This is a genomic window from Tolypothrix sp. PCC 7712 (assembly GCF_025860405.1).
GTDB lineage: Bacteria > Cyanobacteriota > Cyanobacteriia > Cyanobacteriales > Nostocaceae > Aulosira > Aulosira diplosiphon.
Genome location: NZ_CP063785.1, coordinates 2,846,808 through 2,872,240, shown reverse-complemented (window position 1 = coordinate 2,872,240; position 25,433 = coordinate 2,846,808). Strand labels below are relative to the sequence as shown.

At 42.3% G+C, this 25,433-nt stretch carries 21 protein-coding genes; 14 read left to right on the top strand and 7 right to left on the bottom strand.

Annotation, left to right across the window (positions count from 1 at the left end):
- Positions 1 to 205 precede the first annotated feature (205 nt).
- Positions 206 to 526: a DMT family transporter gene (locus tag HGR01_RS11755; protein WP_045871461.1), complete on the bottom strand. Its 321-nt coding sequence runs from the start codon at positions 524 to 526 to the stop codon at positions 206 to 208.
- 275 nt (positions 527 to 801) lie between these two features.
- On the opposite strand from HGR01_RS11755, the gene HGR01_RS11750 reads away from it, so the two are divergent.
- Together HGR01_RS11750 and HGR01_RS11745 are read left to right on the top strand one after the other, a co-directional pair.
- The gene (locus HGR01_RS11750) at positions 802 to 1,716 is read left to right on the top strand and encodes an alpha/beta hydrolase (protein ID WP_096622110.1); all 915 of its coding nucleotides are present in this window, start codon (positions 802 to 804) and stop codon (positions 1,714 to 1,716) included.
- A gap of 326 nt (positions 1,717 to 2,042) precedes the next feature.
- Positions 2,043 to 3,713, top strand: coding sequence for a phosphatidylglycerol lysyltransferase domain-containing protein (locus tag HGR01_RS11745; protein WP_045871459.1), 1,671 nt, complete (start codon positions 2,043 to 2,045; stop codon positions 3,711 to 3,713).
- Here the strand turns inward: HGR01_RS11745 and HGR01_RS11740 are convergent.
- Positions 3,672 to 3,884 carry a hypothetical protein gene (locus tag HGR01_RS11740; RefSeq protein ID WP_045871458.1) on the bottom strand — a complete coding sequence of 71 codons (213 nt, stop codon included), beginning with the start codon at positions 3,882 to 3,884 and terminating at the stop codon, positions 3,672 to 3,674. The genes HGR01_RS11745 and HGR01_RS11740 overlap by 42 nt on opposite strands.
- Positions 3,885 to 3,927: 43 nt before the next feature.
- On the opposite strand from HGR01_RS11740, the gene HGR01_RS11735 reads away from it, so the two are divergent.
- The 7 genes from HGR01_RS11735 (at position 3,928) to HGR01_RS11705 (ending at position 11,092) form a co-directional block, all read left to right on the top strand.
- Complete coding sequence (locus HGR01_RS11735; protein WP_045871457.1) at positions 3,928 to 4,779, top strand: STAS domain-containing protein; 852 nt, start codon at positions 3,928 to 3,930, stop codon at positions 4,777 to 4,779.
- Positions 4,780 to 4,838: 59 nt separating this feature from the next.
- A complete protein-coding gene (locus HGR01_RS11730) occupies positions 4,839 to 5,210 on the top strand; it encodes an STAS domain-containing protein (protein WP_235623071.1) in 372 nt (123 codons plus the stop codon).
- Complete coding sequence (locus tag HGR01_RS11725) at positions 5,197 to 5,595, top strand: anti-sigma regulatory factor (protein WP_045871455.1); 399 nt, start codon at positions 5,197 to 5,199, stop codon at positions 5,593 to 5,595. The genes HGR01_RS11730 and HGR01_RS11725 overlap by 14 nt, the downstream gene beginning before the upstream one ends.
- A 1-nt stretch (position 5,596) precedes the next feature.
- Positions 5,597 to 6,601, top strand: a complete 1,005-nt coding sequence (locus HGR01_RS11720) for an ATP-binding SpoIIE family protein phosphatase (protein WP_045871454.1) — start codon at positions 5,597 to 5,599, stop codon at positions 6,599 to 6,601.
- A 67-nt stretch (positions 6,602 to 6,668) separates the two neighbouring features.
- Positions 6,669 to 8,417 carry an ATP-binding protein gene (locus HGR01_RS11715; RefSeq protein WP_045871453.1) on the top strand — a complete coding sequence of 583 codons (1,749 nt, stop codon included), beginning with the start codon at positions 6,669 to 6,671 and terminating at the stop codon, positions 8,415 to 8,417.
- Between the two features lie 313 nt (positions 8,418 to 8,730).
- Positions 8,731 to 9,126, top strand: a complete 396-nt coding sequence (locus tag HGR01_RS11710) for a two-component system response regulator (protein WP_045871452.1) — start codon at positions 8,731 to 8,733, stop codon at positions 9,124 to 9,126.
- Positions 9,119 to 11,092, top strand: a complete 1,974-nt coding sequence (locus tag HGR01_RS11705; protein WP_045871451.1) for a response regulator — start codon at positions 9,119 to 9,121, stop codon at positions 11,090 to 11,092. Before HGR01_RS11710 ends, HGR01_RS11705 begins: the two co-directional genes overlap by 8 nt.
- Positions 11,093 to 11,532: 440 nt before the next feature.
- Here the strand turns inward: HGR01_RS11705 and aroB are convergent, their stop codons facing one another.
- Together aroB and groL are read right to left on the bottom strand one after the other, a co-directional pair.
- Positions 11,533 to 12,624 carry a 3-dehydroquinate synthase gene (aroB, locus tag HGR01_RS11700; protein ID WP_045871449.1) on the bottom strand — a complete coding sequence of 364 codons (1,092 nt, stop codon included), beginning with the start codon at positions 12,622 to 12,624 and terminating at the stop codon, positions 11,533 to 11,535.
- 217 nt (positions 12,625 to 12,841) lie between these two features.
- Positions 12,842 to 14,518 carry a chaperonin GroEL gene (gene groL / locus HGR01_RS11695; RefSeq protein WP_045871448.1) on the bottom strand — a complete coding sequence of 559 codons (1,677 nt, stop codon included), beginning with the start codon at positions 14,516 to 14,518 and terminating at the stop codon, positions 12,842 to 12,844.
- Between the two features lie 306 nt (positions 14,519 to 14,824).
- Between groL and HGR01_RS11690 the strand changes: the two genes are divergently transcribed.
- Complete coding sequence (locus HGR01_RS11690; RefSeq protein WP_045871447.1) at positions 14,825 to 15,916, top strand: MraY family glycosyltransferase; 1,092 nt, start codon at positions 14,825 to 14,827, stop codon at positions 15,914 to 15,916.
- A 117-nt stretch (positions 15,917 to 16,033) separates the two neighbouring features.
- The gene (locus tag HGR01_RS11685; protein WP_045871446.1) at positions 16,034 to 17,131 is read left to right on the top strand and encodes a M4 family metallopeptidase; all 1,098 of its coding nucleotides are present in this window, start codon (positions 16,034 to 16,036) and stop codon (positions 17,129 to 17,131) included.
- 68 nt (positions 17,132 to 17,199) lie between these two features.
- On the opposite strand, the gene fabG is transcribed toward HGR01_RS11685, so the two are convergent.
- Positions 17,200 to 17,967 carry a 3-oxoacyl-[acyl-carrier-protein] reductase gene (gene fabG, locus HGR01_RS11680; protein ID WP_045871445.1) on the bottom strand — a complete coding sequence of 256 codons (768 nt, stop codon included), beginning with the start codon at positions 17,965 to 17,967 and terminating at the stop codon, positions 17,200 to 17,202.
- 343 nt (positions 17,968 to 18,310) lie between these two features.
- Positions 18,311 to 18,985: a hypothetical protein gene (locus tag HGR01_RS11675; protein ID WP_045871444.1), complete on the bottom strand. Its 675-nt coding sequence runs from the start codon at positions 18,983 to 18,985 to the stop codon at positions 18,311 to 18,313.
- 497 nt (positions 18,986 to 19,482) lie between these two features.
- Here HGR01_RS11675 and pruA point away from each other — a divergent pair, with 497 nt between their 5' ends.
- From pruA to HGR01_RS11660, 3 genes are all read left to right on the top strand, one after another.
- On the top strand, positions 19,483 to 22,491 hold the full coding sequence (gene pruA / locus HGR01_RS11670; protein ID WP_052335243.1) for an L-glutamate gamma-semialdehyde dehydrogenase: 3,009 nt from the start codon (positions 19,483 to 19,485) through the stop codon (positions 22,489 to 22,491).
- Positions 22,492 to 22,556: 65 nt separating this feature from the next.
- Complete coding sequence (locus HGR01_RS11665; protein ID WP_045871443.1) at positions 22,557 to 23,000, top strand: GNAT family N-acetyltransferase; 444 nt, start codon at positions 22,557 to 22,559, stop codon at positions 22,998 to 23,000.
- 938 nt (positions 23,001 to 23,938) lie between these two features.
- A complete protein-coding gene (locus HGR01_RS11660; RefSeq protein WP_045871441.1) occupies positions 23,939 to 24,322 on the top strand; it encodes a cyclic nucleotide-binding domain-containing protein in 384 nt (127 codons plus the stop codon).
- Between the two features lie 200 nt (positions 24,323 to 24,522).
- Here the strand turns inward: HGR01_RS11660 and HGR01_RS11655 are convergent, their stop codons facing one another.
- Positions 24,523 to 25,425 (bottom strand): class I SAM-dependent methyltransferase, encoded by a 903-nt coding sequence (locus tag HGR01_RS11655; RefSeq protein WP_045871440.1) that lies wholly within the window; start codon positions 25,423 to 25,425, stop codon positions 24,523 to 24,525.
- Between the last annotated feature and the right edge of the window lie 8 nt (positions 25,426 to 25,433).

The following is a 25,433-nucleotide window of genomic DNA, read 5'->3' as shown; positions in this document are numbered from 1 at the left end:
ATTTTGCAGTCATAATTTATGACTATATCTAAATAAAGTTCAGTTAAGAAAATTAATTGATCACAAAACCAAAAAACTAGTTACTCAACAAAAAAACCGAACAATAATTTTGGAGGGGGTTTGGGGGACGCAACCGTCACCCAATCGGGGGTTTGGGGGAGAATCCCCCAATTGATCTGGCTTTTTAATAAGTGACAAATCATATCTATTTAGCAGAATTTAACCCAATCACCCCAATAATTATCAACGCTATAGACATAAGCTTTATACTACTAGCAGATTCGCGAAAGAAAATAATACCAATCAATGCAATTAATGTAGTTCCTAAACCAGCCCAAAAAGCATAAGCAACACTCACATCAATTTTTTGCAGACATAAAGTCATACAAGTAAAACAAAGTCCATAGAATATAAAAATTGATACTGAAGGAACAATATTAGTAAATCCTTGGGACAACTTCATGCAAGTTGTACCTAAAACTTCAAAAATTACTGCTCCAATCAAATAAAACCAACTAATTGACATATTGATAATAAAGGCTGGGTGAGGCTGGATGATAAATAAGAGCCTTTTATTATCTCTACTAAAAAGATAAAAATCAATAAGTAAAAATATTGTTACTAATTATATAAAATCACCTATATCAATATACTTGTAACAATTAAATAGTGTAGCGTAATCATTGACTGCTGTAGGTATATTTTAAAAACTCAATAGAAATACTATATATTTGCCGTTTCTTTAACCAAGATATAATTATTTAGGTTGTGCTATTTATCTGAAGGTAGAGATAAATAAGTATGAAAATCTCTCGCGTTGTGATTAGTTTAGCAAGTGCGATCGCCTTTTTAACCGTGGCTGGTTACGGCTACGTGTTTATTTTAGGTGCGCCGCAATTAGATGCACCTAAAGCACAAGCAAATACAGGGTTGGAATTTCAGCTCAAAAGCTTTAAATCTCAAGCAATGGGACAAGTCCGCAACTATGGGCTAATTTTACCGCCTGACTATCGCCAAAATTCCCAAAAGCGCTATCCTGTCATCTTTTTATTACATGGCGGACATGATAACGAACGTGCTTTTGCAGATAAATATGCGCTGTTAGACGTACTACATGAACTTTATCAAAGTAAAAAATTAGCCCCATCAATTGTAATTACACCTGATGGTAATGACAATCGTGGTTCTAGTCCTTTATACGATCCAGATTATTTTGATGGCCCTAATGGCAAAATTAGTACTTTAATTGGTTCGGAATTAGTCAAACTTGTCAAGTCAAATTATCGTACCTTAGATAACCCACAATTTTGGGCAATGGGAGGTGTATCTTCTGGAGGATGGGGAGCATTTAACATCGGGTTACGCTATCTAAATAACTTCAATGTTCTATTTAGCCATTGTGGTTACTTTACAGATAATAGCGGCCCTCAAAATAGCCCCGAACAAATTGTGCAAAAATTAGCTATTCCTGATCAAAAGCGATTGCGGGTGTATCTTGATTCTGGACGTAGCGATGTGGAATTCTTAGCTTCCACTCAAGCTTTTCACAAGACTTTAGATAAATTAGGTGTTGCTAATGTATTCTATGCCTTTCCAGGCGGACATGGTGTATCTGGTGAAGATTTTGGCTGGAACTATTTTCACAAGCACCTAAAAGATTCACTTTCGTATGTAGGAAAACAGTTTGATCATGCAAAAGTTAAAAATGCTAAATAAAGAACTACCTTAATAAGCAATGATAGGATTCATATTTGAGTTTTAAACCAACCTAAATAAACTTTTATTTCTTCTTCCCGGTTTCCTGTTCTCCTACTAAACAAATAATTTCAGAAATTAAAAGGTATTTATAAAGCATGGATGGTGCGTTACGGCTAAATTTAATTGTTTCTGTGTCCCAAATCCTTTCATAGCCGTAACACACCCTACGGTTTCTGGCAAATGACAAATGACAAATGACAAATGACAAATGACAAATGACAAATGATAGTCTCAGCCAGTTATCTTTAATTTTGCAGACCTACTTAACTCATCATCAATGAAAAATGACTTCTAAATTAAAAACCAAAATCGGACTGAGGATTGCAGCTTTTCTCACAGCTTTAGTCGGATTAGTCAATTTGGTTTCTGCAGTTACGCCAACATTACCTGAACGCAGTCATTGGTTAAAGCAATTATTACCCTTTGAAATTCGTGCTAGTGGACATATATTTGCGGCTTTAACTGGGTTTGCATTATTAGCTTTGGCAACAAATTTATTGCGGCGAAAACGTATCGCCTGGTTACTGACAATTGGTTTATTAGTAATTTCTATTATTAGTCATTTAGTCAAGGGTTGGGACTACGAAGAAAGTATACTTTCTGGTATATTGTTGGTGCAATTAATCTCCATGCGCCATATATTTACGGCTCAATCAGACCGTCCTTCAATTGCACGGGGAGTTAGGGTATTATTAGGCGCTTTACTATTTACTTTGGCATACGGCACAATTGGATTTTACTTGCTAGATGGCAAATTTTCGGTGAATTTTGATTGGCAAGATGCGATATTTCAAACTCTCGCCATGTTCTTCACAGAAGATAATGCGGGATTGCAACCCAAAACCCGATTTGGTAATTTTTTTGCTGATTCAATTTATGTAATAGCAGCTTGTACGTTTATCTATGCATTGGTAATGCTATTACAACCAGTTTTTCTGCGTGATTCCGCAACCCTAAATGAACGCCGCAAAGCTAAAGAAATTGTCGAAAAACATGGTCATTCTTCTTTAGCAGCTTATACATTATTAAATGATAAAAGTTATTATTTTAGCCCTTCAGGTCGCAGTATCATCGCCTATGTTCCCAAAGGTAGGGGTGCGATCGCATTGGGAGATCCCATTGGCCCCATAGATGAACGTCAAGAGGTAATAGCCGCTTTTGGGGAGTTTTGTCAGCGTAATGATTGGTATCCCGCGTTTTACCAAACTTTACCCAATGATTTGGATATTTACATTTCTCTCGGTTTTCGGGTACTCAAGATTGGTGAAGAAGCGATAGTAGATCTGGAGACTTTTACTTTACAAGGAAAAACTGGTCAAAAATTTCGCTCTGCAATTAATAAATTGACAAAACTAGGTTATGAAGTCAAGTTTTACCAACCACCAATTGCTGATGAATTATTACGTCAGCTAAAACCTGTAAGTGATGAATGGTTAAAGATGGTACAAGGTTCAGAAAAAAAGTTTTCTCTGGGTTGGTTTGATGAAGCCTATTTGCGAGATTGTGTAATTGCTGTAGTTTACGAACCCCAAGGAAAAATTACTGCCTTCGCGAATATTGTGCCAGAGTATCAACATAATGAAGTTACTTTGGATATGATGCGCCATCGTCCAACAATGGAAAATGGCACAATGGACTTTTTATTTAGTTCCATGCTCCAGTATTTTAAAGAGAAAAATTACGATAGTTTTAATTTTGCACTTTCTGCTTTAGCTGGTGTAGGTGAAACTTCACAATCACGCCGCTTAGAAAAAGTATTAGGCTATCTCTACGAACATTTAAATCGCTTCTACAACTTCAAAGGTTTACACGCCTACAAAGAAAAGTTTCGTCCCCGTTGGGAACCACGTTATTTGGTTTATCCCAGTTTGAGAAGTTTACCCGATGTAGTGGTGGCATTAATTCGTGCCGATTCAGGCGATCGCCTTCTCGATTATTTCAAACCAGGGGCTTAAAATTGTCAATCCGTTTGGAGATGTAGATAAACGCCAAGACAACCAGTGATAGCCACCATCTGGATACAGATAACGGATTTGCAAATGCAAATATGCGATCGCAATATGATCTGGACGTACTAACTCTAAACACTCTCCAACTTCAGCTTTCACCTTGGGCTGAATCAGCATACACTGATTTTGGACTAATGAAAGCTGTTGCCCTATAGGAACGATGAGCGAAAGTAAGATCCCAGAAATCCTGGAAACCTTCGAGGCAGAACTGTTATCGGAGTGGACTCAGGAGTTAGCTACTGTCAATATTCGCAGAGGCTTGATTAAAGAAGCTGAACTCAAAGAGGAGTGCCGAGAATTCCTGAGCTTGTTTCGGATTGCTGTTGGGCAGGGCGAGTTGACCAATATTCAAGCAGCACAATGGCAGGATGTGCGGGAGATACTGACCAGCATTTCTCGATCGCGATCGCAAAAAGGCTTTACACCGTCGCAAACAGCTACATTCGTCTTTTCGTTCAAGCAACCCCTCTTCAACCGGATGCGTCAGCAACTGAAAGATCCCATTGACTTAGGTGAAGAAATCTGGCTAGCGACAAACTTACTGGATCAGCTGGGATTGCTGACAATGGAAGTATATCAGAAGACGCGGGAAGAAGTGATTTTGCGGCAGCAGGAAGAGTTGATGGAGTTGTCTACCCCAGTGGTTAAACTCTGGGAGGGAATTTTGGCATTACCCATTATTGGCACCCTGGATAGTGCCCGCACTCAAATGATGATGGAGTCTTTATTGCAGAAGATTGTCGAAACTGGATCAGAAGTTGCCATCATCGACATTACCGGAGTTCCCACCGTCGATACCCTTACTGCTCAACATCTGCTCAAAACCGTTACTGCTGCCCGTCTCATGGGAGCCGATTGTATGATCAGCGGTATTCGTCCTCAAATTGCTCAAACAATCGTTTATCTCGGTATTGATTTGACTGATGTCATCACGAAAGCAACCTTAGCCGATGCCTTTCTCATGGCGCTAAAACGTTTGGGAGTAACCATCACCCGCTCTCAACCCCAATAGGTGGACAGGAGAAACTAATGGAACGCATTCCCATACTCAAAATGGGCAATTACCTGCTGGTGACGATCCAAGTGGATATGCACGATCGCCTGGCCATGACGCTACAGGATGACTTGACCAACCGCATTGCTGAAACTCGCGCTCACGGTGTCTTGATCGATATTTCTGCATTAGAAATTGTTGATTCCTTCATTGGCAGGATTTTAGGCAACATAGCCAGAATGTCACGAGTGCTGGATGCCCAGACGGTTGTCGTCGGAATGCAGCCTGCCGTGGCAATTACTCTAGTGGAATTGGGGCTGTCACTGACGGGTATTCGCACTGCCCTAAACTTAGAAAAGGGAATGGCTCTGTTGCGATTGTTACTTAATGAAACCACAAATCAGGTCGCTGCCACCAAACGGAGTGCAGATGACGATGGAGAAGACTGAAACGATCAACATTCAATCTTCTAGTGATGTAGTCGTAGTTCGACAAGCCGTGCGTCAGTTAAGCGTGGAAATTGGCTTGAGCTTAGTAGACCAAACTAAATTTGTGACCGCCGCCAGTGAGTTAGCCCGCAATACCCTAGAATATGGGGGAGGTGGCACAGTCAAACTAGAAACACTTCAGGAAGGGAAACGACGAGGACTGCGGCTGACCTTTGAAGATCAAGGGCCGGGAATTCCTAATATCGACCTGGCGCTCAAGGATGGGTTCACCACCGGTAGCGGGTTAGGTATGGGACTGGGCGGTGCCAAACGACTTGCTAACGAGTTTGAGATTCATTCTGTGGTGGGAGAAGGAACGCGCGTCACAATTGTACGATGGAAATAAAATGCTAGAATCTGTTGCCATTTCGATTACTGAATCTAGCCAGATCGGCGAAGCCCGACGAGTAGCGATCGCTTTAGCAACTCGGCTCGGCTTTCAAGATACGGAACGGGGCAAGGTTGGCATTGTGGTAACAGAGATTGCGAGTAATCTGATCCAGCACGGTCAGGGCGGAGTATTGTTGCTAAGATTGATCGAATACAATTCAGCCATCGGTATTGAAGTCTTATCGCTAGATAAAGGACGGGGAATGGTTGATGTGGATGAGTGTTTGCAAGATGGCTTTTCCACAGCCGGAACGTTAGGCAATGGACTGGGGGCAATTCGTCGCCTCTCTGGTTTATGTGAAATTTACTCGATTCCCCACCAAGGGACGGCGCTCCTCGCCCACCTCTGGTCAAATTCGATACCCCATTTGCCCCAAAAGTCCTTAGAAATTGGGGCAATCTGTTTGCCAAAACGAGGAGAAGAAGTTTCTGGGGATACCTGGGCGTGTCAAGTAAATGATTACCGCAGCTTGTTGCTAGTAGCCGATGGCTTAGGGCATGGGCCTGCGGCTGCCACTGCGGCTGCAACAGCCGTCAGAATTTTTCAAGAACATCATCGCGCTCCTGGTGCAATTGTTGAAGCTGCCCACGCTGCCTTGCGAAGTACAAGAGGAGCAGCACTCGCCATTGCTGAAATCGACTTTGAACAACAGTTTGTCCGCTTTGCCGGCATTGGCAACATCGCTGCTAGCATTTTCTCGTTGACTAAACGCCACCATCTGATATCTAACAACGGTACAGTGGGACATGAAATCCACAAAATTCAGGAGTTTAGCTACCCCTGGTCTGCCAACGGACTTTTAATTATGCATTCTGATGGATTAGATACTAAGTGGCAGCTTGATCGCTATCCAGGCTTGAGTCACAAACATCCCAGCCTGATTGCAGGTGTCTTATACCGAGACTTTAACCGAGACCGGGACGATGTGACAGTGTTAGTGGCTAAGGGAATGGGCAGTTAGGGCAGGAGGCAGGAGGCAAAAGGCAGGAGGCAGGAGGTTTAAGAATTTTGAGTGGGAGCGAAACGAATTGACAATAGTTTTCAGCCTTGAAATCCACTACGAACAGGATATTGTGCAAGCTCGGCAGCGAACTCGTGAGATTGCAGCGCAACTGGGTTTTGATACTCAAGATCAGGCACGATTGGCAACGGCAGTTTCAGAAATTGCCCGCAATGCCTTTCAGTACGCCGGAGGCGGAACAGTTGAATTTTCTGTGGCAGGAGAGCCTCAAGAGTTGATCATTCGGATTCAGGATCGAGGTGAAGGCATTCCTCATCTGGCTGAGGTTTTGGCAGGACGCTTCACCTCAGACACAGGAATGGGCTTAGGCATCATGGGCAGCCGCAGACTGATGGATTTCTTTGAGATGGAATCGCAGCCAGGACAGGGAACAACGGTGGTGATGAGTAAAGGGTTGTCGAAGCGCACACCTACTTTCACCGATTTGCAATTGCAGCAGATTCGAGACACTGTGATGGAGCGATCGCCTCAAAATCCCTATGAAGAAATCCAGCGCCAAAACCAGGAATTACTGCAAGCAATGGCAGAGCTACGCAAGCGCGAAGAAGAACTAACCCAACTTAACCGGGAACTGGAAGATACCAATCGCGGTGTGCTTGCTCTCTACGCAGAATTGGATGAGAAGGCAGACTCTCTGCAAAAGGCCAACGAGTTAAAAACCCGCTTTCTCTCGAATATGAGCCATGAGTTTCGCACACCGCTCAACTCTATTTTGTCCCTATCTCGGATGCTGCTGGCACGGATGGATGGTGATTTGACCGCCGAGCAAGAAAAGCAGGTGACATTCATCCAAAAGGCGGCGAGTGGATTATCAGAACTGGTCAACGACTTGCTGGATTTGGCAAAGGTGGAAGCTGGAAAAATTGAAGTGCGTCCCAGTTCCTTTGAAGTCAGTGACTTGTTTGCTACGCTGCGAGGAATGCTGCGCCCATTATTGGTTCAAGGCTCCTCCGTGGCGTTGAATATCGAGGAACCTGAAGGCATTGGGCAAATGTATAGCGATGAGGGGAAGGTCGCGCAAATTCTGAGAAACTTTGTCTCGAATGCGCTGAAATTTACTGAGCAGGGAGAAGTGCGTGTCAGCGCTATGCAAAGGGGTCATGCTGTGATCTTCTCCGTGTCTGATACAGGCATCGGTATTGCGATCGCCGATCAAGAGCGCATTTTTGAGGATTTTGTCCAAATTGAGTCTTCTCTACAAAAGCAGGTGAAGGGAACCGGGTTAGGGTTGCCGTTATCACGTAAGCTAACGGAGCTACTCGGCGGCAGCATTTCAGTTGAAAGTAAGCTGGGCCAAGGCTCTACCTTTACGGCATCGATTCCGATTGTCTACCCATACGCGACCGAATTTCCCACCCTACTGCCACCGATCGCATCACTTGAGTCAACTCGCCTGCCCATTCTGGCAGTTGAAGATCATCCAGAAACGTTATTTATTTACGAAAACCACCTTCAGCATTCAATCTATCAATTAATTGCCACCCGTACCTTAACTCAGGCAAGGCAAGTATTACAAAAAGTTCGACCAGCGGCGATTATGCTAGATATTATGCTAGAAGGACAAAACGGCTGGACGTTTTTGCGAGAACTCAAAGGAGATGAAACAACTCGCAGCATCCCTGTAATCGTCATTACCATCATTGATAACGAAAAGCAGGCACTGGCGCTAGGAGCCGACGGTTTTTTAATTAAGCCAGTAGACAGATTGCCTCTATTAAAAAAACTTAATACTCATCGTTCGCGTAATCGATTCTGAAAATAAAGAATTCATCAAAATGGTTAAAAGGCTTACAACAAAAGGATTAATCGCATCAAACTTTTATCCATATACCCTTTAGAGGCGTGGTTAGTTCACAGTGCGATGACGGTGCGATCGCACCGATACATTCAGATTCCTACTGAAATCTTTGAGGGAAATCGGGTAAGTGTAAGCTTTCTATTCTGATTACCAAAACCAAAGCTATATATAGTAGGAATTTCATGGTTTTTTGGGAATTAATTATTTCCGATTTGGATTACGCGAATGGTGAGTTAATAGGCTAATTAATCAGAACCAACCTCAAACACTCTTGTTAATTGATGATGACCCCGCCTATCGGTATTTAGTGAAACAGTTGTTGGTAAATACACAGTTAAGTATTTTAGAAGCCATGAATGGACAGGAAGGATTAAATTTAGCACAACGCGAGCAACCAAGTGCCATCGTGCTTGATTTGGAAATGCCAGAGTTGAGCGGGTTTGATGTCCTCAAGGAGCTGAAGAGCAATACTGTCACTCAGTCGATTCCGGCGATTATCTACTCATCAGCACAGCTGGATGCAGAAGCGCACAGTCAATTAGCAAAAAAAAGCATCGCCATTCTTTCTAAAGACATCGGTTCTCAAGGAACAGCGATTGCCCAACTCCAAGATGCGCTCGTAAAAGCTGGACTGGTTCTAGATGCTTGCGGGCAAAGTTATGTCTGAGCCACGGGTGACGATCCTGCATGTTGACGATAACGAAGCCAATCGTTACGTTGTGACTCGAATTTTGCAAAACGCAGGCTTTGCTGTCGTGGAAGCAGCAACCGGAGCGGCAGGATTAAAGGCAGTTGCCAATCATCAGCCAGATTTGGTGATTTTGGATGTCAAATTACCTGATATCAGCGGCTTTGAGGTCTGTCGCCAAATTAAGGCCAACCCCGAATTGGCTTTTATCCCTGTGCTACAACTTTCTGCAAGTTTTATCCAAAGCCAGGATAAAGCAGAAGGTTTAGACAGTGGTGCTGATGGCTATCTAGTGCAACCCGTTGAACCTATTGAACTGCTGGCTACAGTGCGATCGCTGCTGCGAATTCGCCGCGCAGAGGAAGCTGCTTTGTCCTCAGCCCGAGAGTGGCAAACCACCTTTGACTCAATCAACGACGGCGTATGTCTGGTAGATAGAGAAGGTAGAATTCGCCGTTGTAATCGAGCGATGATACAGCTTGTTTGCAAGCATAAGAGCGAAATTTTGGGTCGTCTTTACCATGAGTTGTTAAACGCAGAATGGGGAATGGGTGACGGCACCTGTTTTCGCCGTGCTCAAGAAACTCACCAACGGCAAGTTCTAGAATTTCAGTCCCAAGGACGGTGGTTTGCCAAAACTATCGACCCGGTATTTGATCGCCTGGGGACACTCACAGGTGCGGTTTTCATCCTGTCCGATATCACCGAGCGCAAACAAGCAGAAGTCTTGCTGCAAGAGCAGAACGAGCGCCTCAATCGGCTGATGGTTTCTTTACAACAACAAACTGAACAAGCACAACAAGCCAACCGGATTAAAGATGAATTTCTGGCTGTGCTGTCTCATGAATTGCGATCGCCCCTGAATCCGATTTTGGGATGGACAAAAATTTTGCAAACGAGCCAACAGGACGTAGCCAAAACTCAGTATGCACTTGCAACTATCGAGCGCAACGCTAAACTACAAGCGCAACTGATTGAAGATTTGCTGAATGTGTCGCGCATTCTTCAAGGCAAGTTGAGTTTAAATAAAGTTCCAGTTAGCCTCAGCTTGATCATCAAAGCAGCCTTGGAAACCGTGCGGCTCGCTGCTGAAGCTAAATCCATTCAGATTCAAACAGTATTTGAACCAAACCTTGGGCAAGTATTGGGTGATTCTGGTCGTCTGCAACAGGTTGTTTGCAATCTACTTTCCAACGCGATTAAATTTACCTCACAGGGTGGTCGAGTCGAGGTGCGGTTAGAAAGGATGAAGAATGAAGTAGATACTCATCCTTTGGAATATACTCAAATCACTGTCAGCGACACTGGTATGGGGATCTCTAGTGACTTTCTGCCCTATGTCTTTGACTACTTCCGCCAAGCTGATGGGACAACGACCCGCAGATTTGGTGGATTAGGGTTAGGGTTAGCGATCGTGCGTCATTTGGTTGAACTGCATGGAGGAACCGTTCAAGCAGCAAGCAAGGGAGTTGGACAAGGAGCAACCTTTACAGTCAAGTTTCCACTGCTCGCTGCCGCACAACTGAATCAAAATGATACTACCTTTCATAATCGCTCAGACTTCAATCTCAATGGGTTGCAAACGCTGCTTGTAGATGATGACAGAGATTCGCGGGAGTTCATTGCCTTCCTGCTAGAACAGTACGGGGCGCAAGTGACGCAAGCCCAATCAGCACATGATGCTCTGAGCAGTTTGGGGCAAGCAAAATTTGATTTGCTGATCAGTGATATTGGGATGCCCGATATGGATGGCTATACACTAATTCGTCAAATTAGAAAGCAGTCACCTGACCAGAGTAGAGAAATTCCAGCGATCGCCCTCACTGCTTATGCAGGAGATGTCGATCAACAACTCGCACTATCCGCCGGATTTCAAGAGCATATTTCCAAACCAATTGAGCCAGAGATACTAATACAGGCGATTTTAACTATAGTCCGGGTATGAGACTTCCAAATAAAAAAATAATCTCTTTGGCAAGCAGATGAGGAAGAAGAATACAATGATGGTCTTGCCTCCGAAAAATGGATAATTTAATTTCTGGAAGTCCCTATAGTAAAGATTAGTGAAAAATTCGGACATTATATCTGCCCTATCTCTTCATACTCTTTTTTTGGCTAAGGCATTACTTATACTAAATCAAATAATGTTTGCAACACATCAATATATTCTAGAGGGCAAGGCAGTGCCTCAATACTGCTCGGTTAAGGATTTTCAAGTTGGAATTTGGTTTGGGGAAAAGGTGAAAGGGTAAGGGTTAAAGGTTTTTTCTTGCCCCTTTTCCCCTTCCCCTTTTGCCCTTAACCGACAAGTATTGGGCACTGCCTTGCCCCTACCCGTGTTTGGTGACCTCATGTACCCGCAATCTGTAATTGGTTGTGAATTGATTACATCGCCTGTAAAACTTGGCGAATCGTATCTGCTGGTACTTCATCGGTAACTGTCACTACACCTATCTGTGTTGGTAAAACAAACCTGACTTTACCTGCTTTGACTTTTTTATCTAGTTGCAGTGCGTCAATAATGGCTGCAATATCTACCCCAGAGGGTAATTGAGTCGGTAAACCTGCTTTTTGAATTAAGGCGTTTTGACGTTCTGTCTCTTCTTTTTGCCACATTCCTAGTTCCACGGCAATTTGCCCAGCTGCTACCATACCAATACCCACAGCTTCGCCGTGATTGACTAGGCGATAACCAGTCAAGCTTTCTACTGCATGACCAATGGTGTGACCATAATTGAGAATTGCCCTTAATCCAGCTTCTTTCTCATCTTTGCTGACGACATCGGCTTTAGCTTGACAAGACCTAATTAATATGATTTCTATCAGTTCAGGTTTAATGTAGCGGAGTTGGTTCAGGTGTTTACTTGCTTCCATTTGGGAAAACAAATCCGCATCCCAAATCACACCATACTTAATTACTTCTGCCATTCCCGCCCGAAACTCGCGCACGGGGAGAGTTTTCAAAACTTCGGGGTCAATTAATACTAAGCGCGGCTGATGAAAAGCCCCTATCAAGTTTTTACCTTGGGGATGATTTACGCCTGTTTTGCCCCCAATTGCCGAATCTACCATTGCTAACAATGTGGTAGGCACTTGCACGACACTAATCCCACGCAACCAAGTAGCGGCAGCAAAACCAGCCATATCACCAATCACACCACCACCCAACGCCACAATTGTAGCGGAACGTTCGAGGCGGTTTTCTAAAGCTGCATCGTAGATTTTTTGAATAGAATTCAGGTTTTTGAAGCGTTCCCCGGCTGGTAAGATACAGCTAGAAACTTCAAATCCTGCCGTTTTTAAAGAATTGATAGCTCTATCACCATAATGCTTAAAAATAGTGGGATTAGAAACGACTAGTACCTTTTTCCCTAGCTGCAAACTAGTCATTTTCTCACCCAGTTGATCTAAACTACCAGGTGCGATCGCAATCTCATAAGATTGCTCTGGTAAATTCACATTAATTACAGAAGTCATTACCCAGCCCCAAAACACGCCGTGGGCTGTATTTTACCGCAATCTGGGGCATGGGGCATTGGGCATGGGGCATTGGGGATAAATTCCCATTACCAATTACCAATTACCAATTACCAATTACCAAATGACAAATAAAAAACAGTTTGTGCAAAGACAAACTGTTTATACTAACTAATTTTTACTCAGTACTCGGCACTCAGTACTCAGCACTGGTGGCTTAGAACATGCCCATGCCGCCCATGCCACCCATACCGCCCATGCCGCCCATGCCGCCCATGCCACCCATGCCGCCATCAGCGGGAGCAGCAGCTTTCTTTTCAGGCTTTTCAACAACGAGGGCTTCGGTGGTTAGTACTAAACCAGCAATGGAAGCAGCATTTTGCAAAGCTGAACGCACGACTTTGGCGGGGTCGATAATACCAGCCGCAATTAAGTCTTCAAATTCGCCTGTAGCGGCATTGTAGCCAACATTGATATCAGTTTCCTTGACTCTGGAAACGATAACGGAACCTTCAACGCCAGCGTTATCGGCGATTTGACGCAATGGTGCTTCTAGTGCGCGTCCAATGATGTCAGCTCCAATTTTTTCTTCGTTATCTTCGAGGCTGTTTTTGATGGCTTCTACTTTGGTAGCCAGGTGAATTAGGGTTGTACCACCACCAGGCACAATACCTTCTTCTACAGCCGCTTTGGTAGCGTTGAGAGCATCTTCAATCCGTAATTTACGGTCTTTGAGTTCGGTTTCGGTGGCTGCACCAACTTTGATTACTGCCACACCGCCAGCTAGCTTGGCAATGCGTTCTTGCAGTTTTTCTTTGTCGTATTCGGAATCTGTTTCTTCTAATTGTTTACGGATTTGACCAATCCGCTTTTGAATTTCTGGTTTGGTGGTACTACCAGCGACAATTGTGGTGTTTTCTTTGTCAATGGTAATTTTGCGGGCGGTTCCTAGGGCTTCGATAGCTGCGGTATCCAAGCTCAAGCCGATTTCTTCCGAAATCATCTGCCCATCGGTGAGAATCGCAATATCTTGTAACAAAGCTTTGCGGCGATCGCCAAATCCAGGGGCTTTAATTGCAGCTACGGAAAGTACGCCTCGTGCTTTATTCACAACCAAAGTTGCCAAAGCATCGCCTTCGACATCTTCTGCAATAATCAGCAAAGATTGACCCAAACGAGCCACTTTTTCGAGGATAGGTACTAAATCCTGAATGCTGTTAATTTTTTTGTCAGTAATCAGAATCCGAGCGTTTTCAAATTCTACGGTCTGCCGCTCGTTGTTGGTGATAAAGTAAGGAGAAATGTAACCCCGGTCAATTTGCATCCCCTCCACTACTTCTAGTTCAGTTGTCAGGGACTTAGATTCTTCAACAGTAATTACACCATCTTTAGTGACCTTATCCATTGCTTCAGCCAGCATACTACCGACTTCTTCATCATTGCCCGCTGAAACTGTGGCAACTTGAGCGATCGCACTTCCTTCTACTGGCTTGGCTATTTTGGCGATTTCTGCAACTAAGGCCTCTACAGTCTTGTCCATCCCCCGCTTTAGAATAATGGGGTTGCTACCAGCAGCAACGTTCTTTAAACCTTCGCGGATCAAAGCTTGTGCTAAAACCGTGGCTGTAGTGGTACCATCACCAGCAACATCTTTTGTTTTCGATGCTACTTCTTGGATGAGTCTCGCACCTGTATTTTCTAATGGATCTTCTAATTCAATTTCTTTGGCAACAGTGATACCATCGTTGACAATTTGGGGGGCACCAAATTTTTTTTCTAAAAGAACGTTCCGGCCTTTTGGCCCTAGGGTGATTTTTACAGCATCAGCAAGAGCGTTCACACCCCGTTCTAGGGCCCGCCGCGATTCCTCATCAAATGCAATAATCTTCGCCATGTTTTATTTCTCAAGCGCTTCCATTAGACAATTTAGCACTCACAGCGCCAGAGTGCTAATACTATGACGAAGATTGGGGATTGGAGATTGGGGATTGGGGACTGGGGATTGGGGATTGGGGACTGGGAAAAAGAGTGATCAAGGGACAAGGACAAATACCAATTACCCAATGACAAATGACAAATGACAAATAACAAATGACAAATGACAAATGACAAATAACAAATGACCTTAACCTTAACTTTTATTGATTAAGATACAGTTGATGCTTATGTTGAATATTAGCAGTAATGGTTGGATTGGGAGATGAATCTATATAACTCCCTGAAATCCCTGGGTATTGCCGAACCAAGCGGCACCGGCTGGTTGGCTGTAATGTTTACGTTTATTTTGGCTTGGTTAGTAACCTGGCGTTTAATGCCGACAGTACGTAAATTTGCTTTGCGGGTGGGTTGGGCCGATCAACCAAACGCACGACGACTGAACCGAGAACCTTTGCCAAATGCAGGGGGATTGGCTATTTACACAGGTGTGATTGCTGCACTGGTATTAGCTACCCTTTTACGACCGATTGAATTGCAAGGTGTATTAGCTCAGGTTTTAACTATCCTTTTGGGAGGAACAATCTTAGTTCTGGTTGGCTTTATTGATGATCAATTTGGCTTACCTCCCTCTGTGCGGATGTTCACTCAAATTCTCACGGCGCTGTTACTAGTTGCTAACGGTATTAGAATCGAAGTTACTTTTGGCACACCCATTGATTATCTCCTTTCCCTATCACTGACAGTATTTTGGGTAGTAGGTATTACCAATGCTATCAACTTGATGGATGGTATGGATGGTTTAGCTGGAGGAGTGAGTTTTATCACTGCGATGAGCCTATTGGCGGTTTCTGCTCAAATTTCCCAAAAAGCAGCCGCAACCTTAGTCCTAGCAGCATTGGGAGGCGCAGCTTTGGGCTTTTTGCGCCATAACTTCCACCCCTCCAGAATTATTATGGGTGATGCTGGAGCCTACTTTTTTGGCTATGTACTAGCGGCGACTAGTATTTTAGGAAAATTGCAAGTAACTACCGTATTTGCACTTGTACCAACAGTATTATTTTTGCTACTTCCAGTACTGGATACAACACAAGTAATTGTGCGAAGGCTGATGGCGGGTAAAAACCCCATGAGTACGCCAGGAAAAGACCATCTTCATCACCGCTTGCTAGCTTGGGGATTCTCTCAACGCCGTGCTGCGTTTACCCTGTGGTCAATTAGCTTAGTTTTTAATTTGTTGGCGATGAGAATGCAGCATTTGTCCTTGGTGCAAATGCTAGCTACAACCTTAAGTGTCATCCTCCTGATTGGCTTTACTATCTGGGGACGAATGAAGAGGGTGGAAGCAATTTCATGAGTGAATTTTTGTGACAAAACCTCGAAATTTGAGCAAATTTGTCTGGATCTAAGGACAGTGGCGATCGCAAATTGAATGGAAATGCGATCGCCACTTCTGTGATTCAGGAGTAAAACTATGCATCGTCAAGGTAAAAGAGCGGCTAAATCTCAGGTTTGTCACGCCAATAACCAATTTTGTCCGATTTGCTTTGTTGTCCCACCACATATGTTGAAGGAGATAGCCAAACGTGGTGATACTCAACAGAGTGACTGGGCGTTTCAAAGCTTAACCCGTTCCGCCCGGATTCGCGGACAACGTGATGTCTTAAGCTTAATTCCTTCGGCTAAATCAACTGGAGAGAAGCGCCGGACGATTTATGATGCCAATAATGGTATAGAACTGCCTGGCAAACTGGTACGTGGTGAGGGCAATCCTCCTACTCAAGACCCCGCCGTCAATGAAGCCTATGATGCTGCTGGTGCTACCTTTGATTTTTACAAGGAAATCTACAAGCGAAATTCTATTGACGATCGCGGTTTGCGTTTAGACTCTACAGTTCATTACAGCCAGAATTATGACAACGCCTTTTGGGATGGCAACCAAATGGTTTATGGCGATGGCGATGGGCAGATTTTTACTCGCTTCACCAAATCAATTGATGTCATCGCCCATGAACTCACCCACGGGATCACTCAATATGAAGCGAATTTAACCTATCAAAATCAACCGGGGGCATTAAATGAATCTATGTCTGATGTCTTTGGTTCCTTAGTTAAACAACGGGTACTCAACCACACAGCAGATCAAGCCGACTGGATCATTGGCGCTGGTTTATTTATGCCTGGGGTGAAAGGAGTAGGTATTCGCTCTATGAAAGCGCCGGGAACTGCTTACGACGATCCTGTATTGGGTAAAGACCCCCAACCCGCCCATGTCAAAGATTTATATAAAGGAACCGAAGATAACGGAGGTGTACATATCAACTCTGGTATTCCCAACCATGCTTTTTATTTAGCCGCAGTAGAAATCGGTGGTTACGCTTGGGAAAAAGCTGGAAAAATCTGGTATATCACCTTAAGAGACAGATTACGCCCCCGTTCAAATTTTGCCAAAGCCGCACACCATACAATCTCTGTAGCTGGCGAATTATATGGTCATGGAAGTAAAGAACAAAATGCTGTTCGTAATGCTTGGAAAAAAGTAGGCGTAGAACCAGCACTGTTGGGATTATAAGTTGTGAATTGAATGTTGAGTGTAGAGTACTGAGCTTTCCGCACTGTACACTCAACATTCAGCACTCCTTAAGCCATTACCATGCCACCATCGACATTGAACACTTGGCCAGTAATGTAGGCGGCGGCGGGATCAGCAGCTAAGAAACGCACCATCCCAGCAATTTCTTCCGGTTGACCGTAGCGACCAAGGGGGATGAATTTGAGAATTTCTTCAGTATTGCTGAGATTGCTGGTCATGTCGGTGGAAATAAAACCAGGGGCGACGGCGTTAACGGTGATCCCGCGAGAAGCTAGTTCTTTAGCCACAGTTTTGGTAAAGCCGATGACACCTGCTTTGGCGGCACTGTAATTTGCTTGACCAGGGTTACCCATTTGCCCAGCAACGGAGGCAATATTAATAATGCGTCCAGAACGTTGCTTGAGCATAACTTTACTAGCAGAGCGTGTGCATAAGAAAACACCAGTAAGATTGAGGTCAATCACCGCTTGCCAATCTTCGGGCTTCATCCGCAAAAGTAAGGTGTCGCGAGTAATACCTGCATTGTTGACCAGAATATCAATCCGCTTAAATTTATCGATGACGGTGTTGAACAGCGCCTCTACTTGGTCGAGTTTAGAAACATCTGCTTGCAGCGCTAAAGCTTCGCCACCTGCTGCCGTAATTTCCGCAACTAAGCTGTCAGCAGCACCACTAGAACTGGCATAATTAACAACTACATTGGCTCCGTAGCTAGCTAATTCTAGTGCGATCGCTCTTCCTATTCCTCGTGATGCACCTGTAATAATTGCAACTTGTCCACGTAATTTTTGTAAGTTCTCTGGCAAAAGTTCCATGTAATGTTTTTTGAATCACCGCGCTAATTATCTTATGGTGATTTGTACCTTCAAGAATAGAGAAGAAGTAGAAATTCAATTCAAGATTATTAATTTAAAAATAGAATGCCATAGATGGGTAGCTGCATCTATGAATATTATTTAAATGAATTTAATCTGATTAAATTCCTTAATTGTTGGGATATCAACGGTGCATTAGGCTAAAGCCATAACACACCCTACTGGAGAATGCTACTCACTTGAGCGAGATTTAGATCCCCGACTTTTTCAAAAAGTCGGGGATCTGGGGAGCAACTTTTTTATGTAAGTGCCATTCCAGCATAATAGATATTTAATTTGTCTTTTATCCTTGGCTCAAAGTTTTAATTTCGGCTGTGATATTAGCTCTGGCAATTTCTTCGGCAACCTCAAACATTAAAGGCGTAAAATAAATGCGATCGCGCTGCAAAAATTTTTCTAAAACTTGCTTGCGTCCAGCAATATATTGGTCTTGTGGAACCCAAGCATATTCTTGGCGAATTGCCTGAGCATATTCTTGATATTGAACTGGGTCGGCAGCTAAAATTGCTAAGTCGGCATCCAGTAGAACTTGGCTATCAAAATCATCCGCAGCCGCTTGATGTGATTTTGTATCGATAATTAAGCGGGTGATGTGGTCAATTTTATTAGCGGTCAGCCCTAAATTATGTAATAATTCACTTGCATATTCTGCGCTTTTTTCTTCGTTATCTTTAGCCTGAGTGTCATAAACTATATCGTGAAACCAAGCGGCAATTTGTACAGCATACATATCTTGAACATAGTCCTGTAAATTATCAATAGTAATCAGAACGTGAAGAATATGTTCTAATGTATGGTAATAACGCCCAGGAGCCAAATAACCTGCAATTAGGTGATTAAAAATAATATTTGTATCTATTGGATTAACCTTCAAAGGTAGGAGTGTTTGTTGCCAGCGATATAATAAAATATCGAGCAATTTTTCTTTAGATATATCTTTATTTCTGATGTTGGACATCTGAATTTATGCGTTAATTTATTAAACTGAATTTGCCATAGGACTTACGCCAATAACTACTCAAACTCTTATTCCTCTGTGTACCAATACTACTCAGTTAAGCGTTTTGAATTCAAAATTGGTTTTGGAGAAAAGGTTAAAGGTTAAGGGTTAAAGTTTTTCCTTTCCCTTTCCCCATTCCCCTTTTTACCCTTAACCGACAAGTATTCATTCCTCTGCGGTTTGATTTTCTGTAACCTCTGTGTAAATCCTGTTCCACTACAAATTGTATTTCGTAGGTAGATTTGATTTCCGAAACTGGAAATGAATTTTGCACTTGGGAAATATGGTGACAGCAAAATTGAGGAGTCAAAATAGAATACAGAGGCTTGTAAATGCAAGCCTTATACCAACTTGGGATATGTAGTATTGCTTGAAAATCCTGTCACGGCCTTATTTTCAAGGTTTTCAATCTAAAATCCAAAATTGGTATTACCTGGAATTAGGAGTTATTATCAGTGGTATTACAAGTACAAACCAGCACCTACGAAGCTAAAACCCAAGAAATTGCTAAACAACTTCTAGAAGTAACCCAAGAAAATCGCTCGTTTTTGGCATCTTTGCGCGATCAAATGCGCTGGGATGATAAATTACTAGCTTGGGCGATGAGCAATCCAGGTTTACGGGTGCAATTATTTCGCTTTATCGATACATTACCAGCTTTACGCAGCAGAGCGGAAATTGCTGCCCATTTACAAGAATATTTAGGAGATGAATCTGTAGAATTACCTGCGGCGTTAAAGGGAATGCTGAATTTTGCTAACCCTGATTCTATGCCGGGACAAGTAGCAGCCACAACAGTGGCGACAGCCGTTGAAACTCTTGCTCATAAATATATTGCTGGGGAAAATATTACACAAGTCATCAGAACAGTTGAACGCCTACGTAAAGATAAAATGGCTTTCACCATTGACTTACTTGGTGAGGCGGTAATTACAGAAACAGAAGCTAAATCTTACTTAGAACGCTATTCGGAATTAATACAGCAATTGGTAGCTGCATCAAAGAATTGGAAAGCTATAGCGGCTATTGATGAAGCAGATGGCGAACAGCTAGCAAAAGTTCAGGTTTCTGTGAAGTTAACGGCGTTTTATTCGCAATTTGACCCTTTAGACGCTGAAGGTAGTGAGGCGAGAGTTAGCGATCGCATTCGCACCCTTTTACGTCATGCTAAAGAATTAGGGGCGGCTGTGCATTTTGATATGGAACAGTATGCCTATAAAGATATAACTCTTCATATCCTGAAAAAATTATTAATGGAAGAAGAGTTTCGCCAACGTACAGATATTGGCATCACTATCCAAGCATATCTGCGTGACAGCGAGCAAGATGCTAGAGATGTGATTGCTTGGTTGAAACAGCGTGGTTATCCCTTAACTATTCGTTTAGTTAAAGGCGCATATTGGGATCAGGAAACTATCAAAGCAGCGCAAAAACATTGGCCTCAACCTGTTTATAATGACAAAGCCGCTAGCGATGCGAACTTTGAAGCCATTACGCAGCTATTGCTAGAGAATCATCAATATGTATATGCTGCCATTGGTAGCCATAATGTGCGATCGCAAGCTAGGGCAATAGCTATTGCAGAAACTTTAAAGGTTCCCCGACGTAGTTTTGAAATGCAGGTTCTCTACGGTATGGGGGATAAGCTGGCGAAGGCTTTGGTTGATAAGGGTTACCGAGTAAGAGTTTATTGTCCCTACGGTGAATTATTGCCGGGGATGGCTTATTTAATTCGGCGTTTGTTGGAAAATACGGCTAATAGTTCATTTTTACGGCAAAATTTGGAGAATAGACCAGTTGAGGAGTTGATAGCGCCTCCGAAGGTGGATTTGTCTCACGCAAAGGCGCATTCGCCGGAGGCGTTCCCGCAGGGTAGCCGCAAAGAAGAAGGCGCAGGGTTTTTGGGTGTGGCGGATACTGATTATGCACAGGAGGAAGAGAGGAGGAAGTCGGCGGAGGCGTTTCAGGCTGTTCATCAGCAATTGGGGAGGACTTATTTACCTTTGATTAATGGGGAGTATGTGAATACTCCAGAAGCGATTGATTCTCTCAATCCTTCTAACTTTAGTCAGGTGGTGGGGAAAGTCGGACTCATCAGTGTTGAACAAGCTGAACAGGCGATGAAAGCAGCGAAAGCAGCTTTTCCTGCTTGGCGGAAAACACCAGCGAAACAACGCGCTGATATTTTGCGGAAAGCTGGGGATTTGATGTCACAACGCCGTGCAGAACTTTCGGCTTGGATAGTTTTGGAAGTTGGGAAGCCAGTTAAGGAAGCAGACGCAGAGGTTTCGGAGGCGATAGATTTTTGTCTCTACTACGCCGATGAAATGGAACGGTTGGATAAAGGCGTAAATTATGATGTTTCTGGGGAAACGAACCGTTATATTTACCAGCCACGGGGAATTGCTGTGGTGATTTCTCCTTGGAATTTCCCTTTGGCGATCGCCTGTGGTATGACTGTAGCAGCGTTAGTTGCTGGTAATTGTACTCTGCTCAAACCTGCGGAAACATCTTCTGTTATTACGGCGAAACTCACAGAAATTTTGGTAGAAGCTGGGATTCCTCAAGGTGTCTATCAATATGTACCCGGTAAGGGTTCTCAGGTTGGTGCATATTTGGTTAATCATCCTGATACTCATGTAATTGCCTTTACTGGTTCTCAAGAAGTTGGTTGTAGAATTTACGCAGAAGCAGCTACCCTCAAACCCGGTCAAAAACAAATGAAGCGGGTAATTGCAGAGATGGGTGGCAAGAATGCCATCATTGTTGATGAGAGTGCTGATTTAGACCAAGCGGTTGTCGGGGTAGTGCAATCGGCGTTTGGTTATAGCGGACAAAAATGTTCTGCTTGTTCTCGGGTAATTGTGCTGCAATCGATTTACGATAGCTTTGTGGAACGGTTAGTAGAAGCCACAAAATCCCTGAACATTGGGGAAACAGAGTTACCTAGCACCCAAGTCGGCCCGGTAATTGATGCCAACGCCCGCGATCGCATTCGCGAGTATATTGAAAAAGGTAAAACAGAAGCCTTAGTTGCACTAGAGTTACCCGCACCACAACAGGGATATTTTATCGGCCCGGTGATTTTTAGTGAAGTGCCGCCGAATGCGATAATTGCCCAACAAGAAATTTTTGGCCCTGTGCTAGCGGTAATTAAAGTCAAAGACTTTCAGGAAGCATTAGCCGTAGCTAACGGGACTAACTATGCTTTAACTGGAGGACTTTATTCGCGTACCCCATCCCACATTCAGCAAGCACAACAAGAGTTTGAAGTCGGGAATTTGTACATTAACCGTACAATTACAGGTGCGATCGTCGCACGTCAACCCTTTGGTGGTTTCAATCTTTCTGGTGTTGGTTCTAAAGCAGGTGGCCCCGATTACCTGCTACAGTTCCTAGAACCGCGCACCATCACCGAAAATATTCAACGCCAAGGTTTTGCACCAATTGAAGGCGCAGATTAAATTATAAAAGAAGGTAGGGCAGATGCCCTACTTACTTTTTCATCGAACCGCAGAGGCGCAGCGAAATGATCAACAAAGATTTAATTATCAAAATTGTTGAGTCTCCTGAAGAATTTGCAGCAATTAAAGCAATTAGAATCGCTGTATTTCAGGAAGAACAAGGAGTAGAAGCTGCTTTAGAGTTTGATGGTAAAGATGAAATATGTGACCATTTAATTGCTTATTTAAATCAAGAAGCTGTCGGTACTACCAGAATTAGATATTTAGATAATAAAATTGCCAAAATAGAAAGACTTGCCGTTTTAAGCAAAGCTAGAGGTAAAGGTATTGGTAAACAACTTATGGAAAAAGCAATAGAAATTATTGCTCATCAGCATATTCCAGAAGTTATAGTTCATGCTCAAAAATATATCCAAGGTTTATATGATAATTTAGGTTTTATACCAGAAGGAGAAGTCTTTATGGAAGCAGATATTGCTCATATCAAAATGAAGAGAAAATTATTATAATATGATGATATTTGAATCATTATTTCATATTTTTTAAATTGCATATTTGTGGTTCTTATTCTCTGGTTACCTTGGTTTTTATAAGGCTAGTACCGCTATGCGTAAGTCAAAATACTTACAGTCTGCTGTAATTCCCGAAGAAGTCCTAAAAAATTATATTTACTCCCACAGTGGTAGAGTACTTAGCATCAACATTAATCGCTTTAATGGTGCATTAGAATCCTCTTCAACACACCATATTTTTAAACGATAGTTAATAATTAATGCTGCAATTAGTGGTACAGTGCACCAATAATCAATGTAATAATTATCGGTATCAAAATTGGAATAGCAACTAATAGTCCCCACTTACCAAATTTAATCTCTTCGCCTTCAGATTTCAGAAAAGCCATCCAACCTATAACTCCCATTACCAGCCAGAGAAACCCAAAGCTAAGAAATATAATAAATATTGAGTCATCCATTGTACATTAATTAATATTGCACTCTACTCTATTTGAAGATAGCGAACAAATTGGTAAATTTCACTACCACTGTATATAAAAATTTTCGTTGAATGCTAGAGGCTAAAGAGATATTTTTCCAAGGTTATATTGTGATTGATAGCATCACAGCTAGCTAGAAAATCTTGAGCAATTATTTAAAGTGCAATAACTATTCACTAGACTTGTGATTCTTTTTATCTCCTTGTATCTGATTCAGAGAGCATTTGTAAAATTCATAGAGAGTATATTTTTACAATACCTCCTAAGATTGGTTTTCTGATTGCCAAAATTCATGTAGGCTGTGTTAGCGATAGCGTAACGCGCCTGGAGCAATGCTGTGCGTGCGTTACTAATATTTTTTCACAAATCAAATCGGATGCCTATATACATTTGTGACAGAGAGAATTACAATGCCACACATAGGCTTAGAAACGGAGCATTAGGAGCTTTTTTATGTTAAGTCCTGTACAAACAATCAGCATCTTCCAAAAACAACCTGATCCTCAAGTATTTTCAGCAGGACAAGTAGTCTTTGGAGAAGGACAGCCGGGTGATTTTATGTATGGCATCATCCAAGGAGAGGTTCAAATATTCATCAATAATAAGCTGATAGAAACAATTCATCCAGGAGAAGTTTTTGGTATAGGCGTACTTGTAGGCATAAAAAATAGAACTTATACAGCTATTGCCAAAACCGATGTTCAGCTTGCTTTTCTAAATGAACAAAGATTTATTTTTGCGGTTCAAGAAACTCCAGTATTTGCGCTGCAAGTTATAAAAAATTATTCAGAACGTCTGACTCGTTTAGAGCATCGCTTCTCCACAATAGCAATTTGAGAAATGCTCTAAATAATATTTATCTAAATCACAGCTTAATTCACAAATAATAGGCAGGTAACAATTCAAAAATCAAACCTATTATCAATAGTTCGTTACCTTGATTTTTGAATTTTGACATTGGCTCATAAAATTGAAATAAAAAAGGAAACCATTGTTAACCAGTGGTTTCCCCATAATGCAAAATATTTCATTTACTACTATGCTAGCGGATTGCTATAGGCGCTAAAACCATAAGCTAAAGTTTCTTTCCAAGCATCTGAAGGCTTTAAGCTTCTATTAAATGCTTTTGCAAATGGTAATGGAATACCTTTGATAGTTTCTGGTAAAATTGCATATTCTGTTGTATGTTCCACTGTATATTGCGGACACTTTTCTTTGATACCCGCATCATTCAACATTTCTGCTATTTCTCTAGCTGAATATTGCTTGAGATAAATAGGATTCCGGCTAAATACATTGAGATTTCTAATGAAATTATGGATAATATGGGACGGACAATCTTTGTTATGAAAGGAATGATTAAATACAAAACTGCCACCTGGTTTAAGGATACGAAATATCTCAGATAATAAGTTTCTTAATTGTGCATCTGGAATGTGCATAAAAACACAATTAGAAATCACTAAGTCCACAGAATTATCCGCTAATGGTAAAATTTCTGCTGAGTTACAAATTATATTGAATTCCGCACCAGGGAAAAAATCGTATTCTTGTTTTACTTTAATTAATCTCCTGAGTAAAGATTCGGAAATATCAATAGCATAATATTTTTCACATCTCAGATTTTTATCTTTTGAAAGGTGCAATGGAGCGCGTCCATAACCACAACCAATTTCTAGAATAGAACCAACAGATTTATTTTCAGGAAATTTATTCCATGTACCGCCTGGTTTGCCACCTAGCAAAGTGTAATCTTGTTTAATAGCTGATGTTTCGGGAAGCTGCTCAATTTTTTGAGAACCATAATAAGTCTTACCAATTGCATCCCATTTTTGTTTATGTTCAGTGCTATTTAACTGTTCATAATTTTTGGGAAAATAAATACCATCCCGCAACTGAAAGTCACTTAGGCTATTTCTAGATTTTTCTAATTGAGTCATAATAAGAT

Bases quoted from the DNA above. Each gene is read 5' to 3' on its own strand.
- HGR01_RS11750 (WP_096622110.1), top strand. From the start codon at position 802: ATGAAAATCTCTCGCGTTGTGATTAGTTTAGCAAGTGCGATCGCCTTT.
- HGR01_RS11675 (WP_045871444.1), bottom strand. From the start codon at position 18,985: ATGTCCAACATCAGAAATAAAGATATATCTAAAGAAAAATTGCTCGAT.
- HGR01_RS11690 (WP_045871447.1), top strand. From the start codon at position 14,825: ATGAATCTATATAACTCCCTGAAATCCCTGGGTATTGCCGAACCAAGC.
- HGR01_RS11740 (WP_045871458.1), bottom strand. From the start codon at position 3,884: ATGCTGATTCAGCCCAAGGTGAAAGCTGAAGTTGGAGAGTGTTTAGAG.
- HGR01_RS11665 (WP_045871443.1), top strand. From the start codon at position 22,557: ATGATCAACAAAGATTTAATTATCAAAATTGTTGAGTCTCCTGAAGAA.
- HGR01_RS11660 (WP_045871441.1), top strand. From the start codon at position 23,939: ATGTTAAGTCCTGTACAAACAATCAGCATCTTCCAAAAACAACCTGAT.
- HGR01_RS11685 (WP_045871446.1), top strand. From the start codon at position 16,034: ATGCATCGTCAAGGTAAAAGAGCGGCTAAATCTCAGGTTTGTCACGCC.
- HGR01_RS11745 (WP_045871459.1), top strand. From the start codon at position 2,043: ATGACTTCTAAATTAAAAACCAAAATCGGACTGAGGATTGCAGCTTTT.
- HGR01_RS11735 (WP_045871457.1), top strand. From the start codon at position 3,928: ATGAGCGAAAGTAAGATCCCAGAAATCCTGGAAACCTTCGAGGCAGAA.
- HGR01_RS11725 (WP_045871455.1), top strand. From the start codon at position 5,197: ATGGAGAAGACTGAAACGATCAACATTCAATCTTCTAGTGATGTAGTC.
- HGR01_RS11705 (WP_045871451.1), top strand. From the start codon at position 9,119: ATGTCTGAGCCACGGGTGACGATCCTGCATGTTGACGATAACGAAGCC.
- HGR01_RS11755 (WP_045871461.1), bottom strand. From the start codon at position 526: ATGTCAATTAGTTGGTTTTATTTGATTGGAGCAGTAATTTTTGAAGTT.
- HGR01_RS11655 (WP_045871440.1), bottom strand. From the start codon at position 25,425: ATGACTCAATTAGAAAAATCTAGAAATAGCCTAAGTGACTTTCAGTTG.
- fabG (WP_045871445.1), bottom strand. From the start codon at position 17,967: ATGGAACTTTTGCCAGAGAACTTACAAAAATTACGTGGACAAGTTGCA.
- aroB (WP_045871449.1), bottom strand. From the start codon at position 12,624: ATGACTTCTGTAATTAATGTGAATTTACCAGAGCAATCTTATGAGATT.
- groL (WP_045871448.1), bottom strand. From the start codon at position 14,518: ATGGCGAAGATTATTGCATTTGATGAGGAATCGCGGCGGGCCCTAGAA.
- HGR01_RS11720 (WP_045871454.1), top strand. From the start codon at position 5,597: ATGCTAGAATCTGTTGCCATTTCGATTACTGAATCTAGCCAGATCGGC.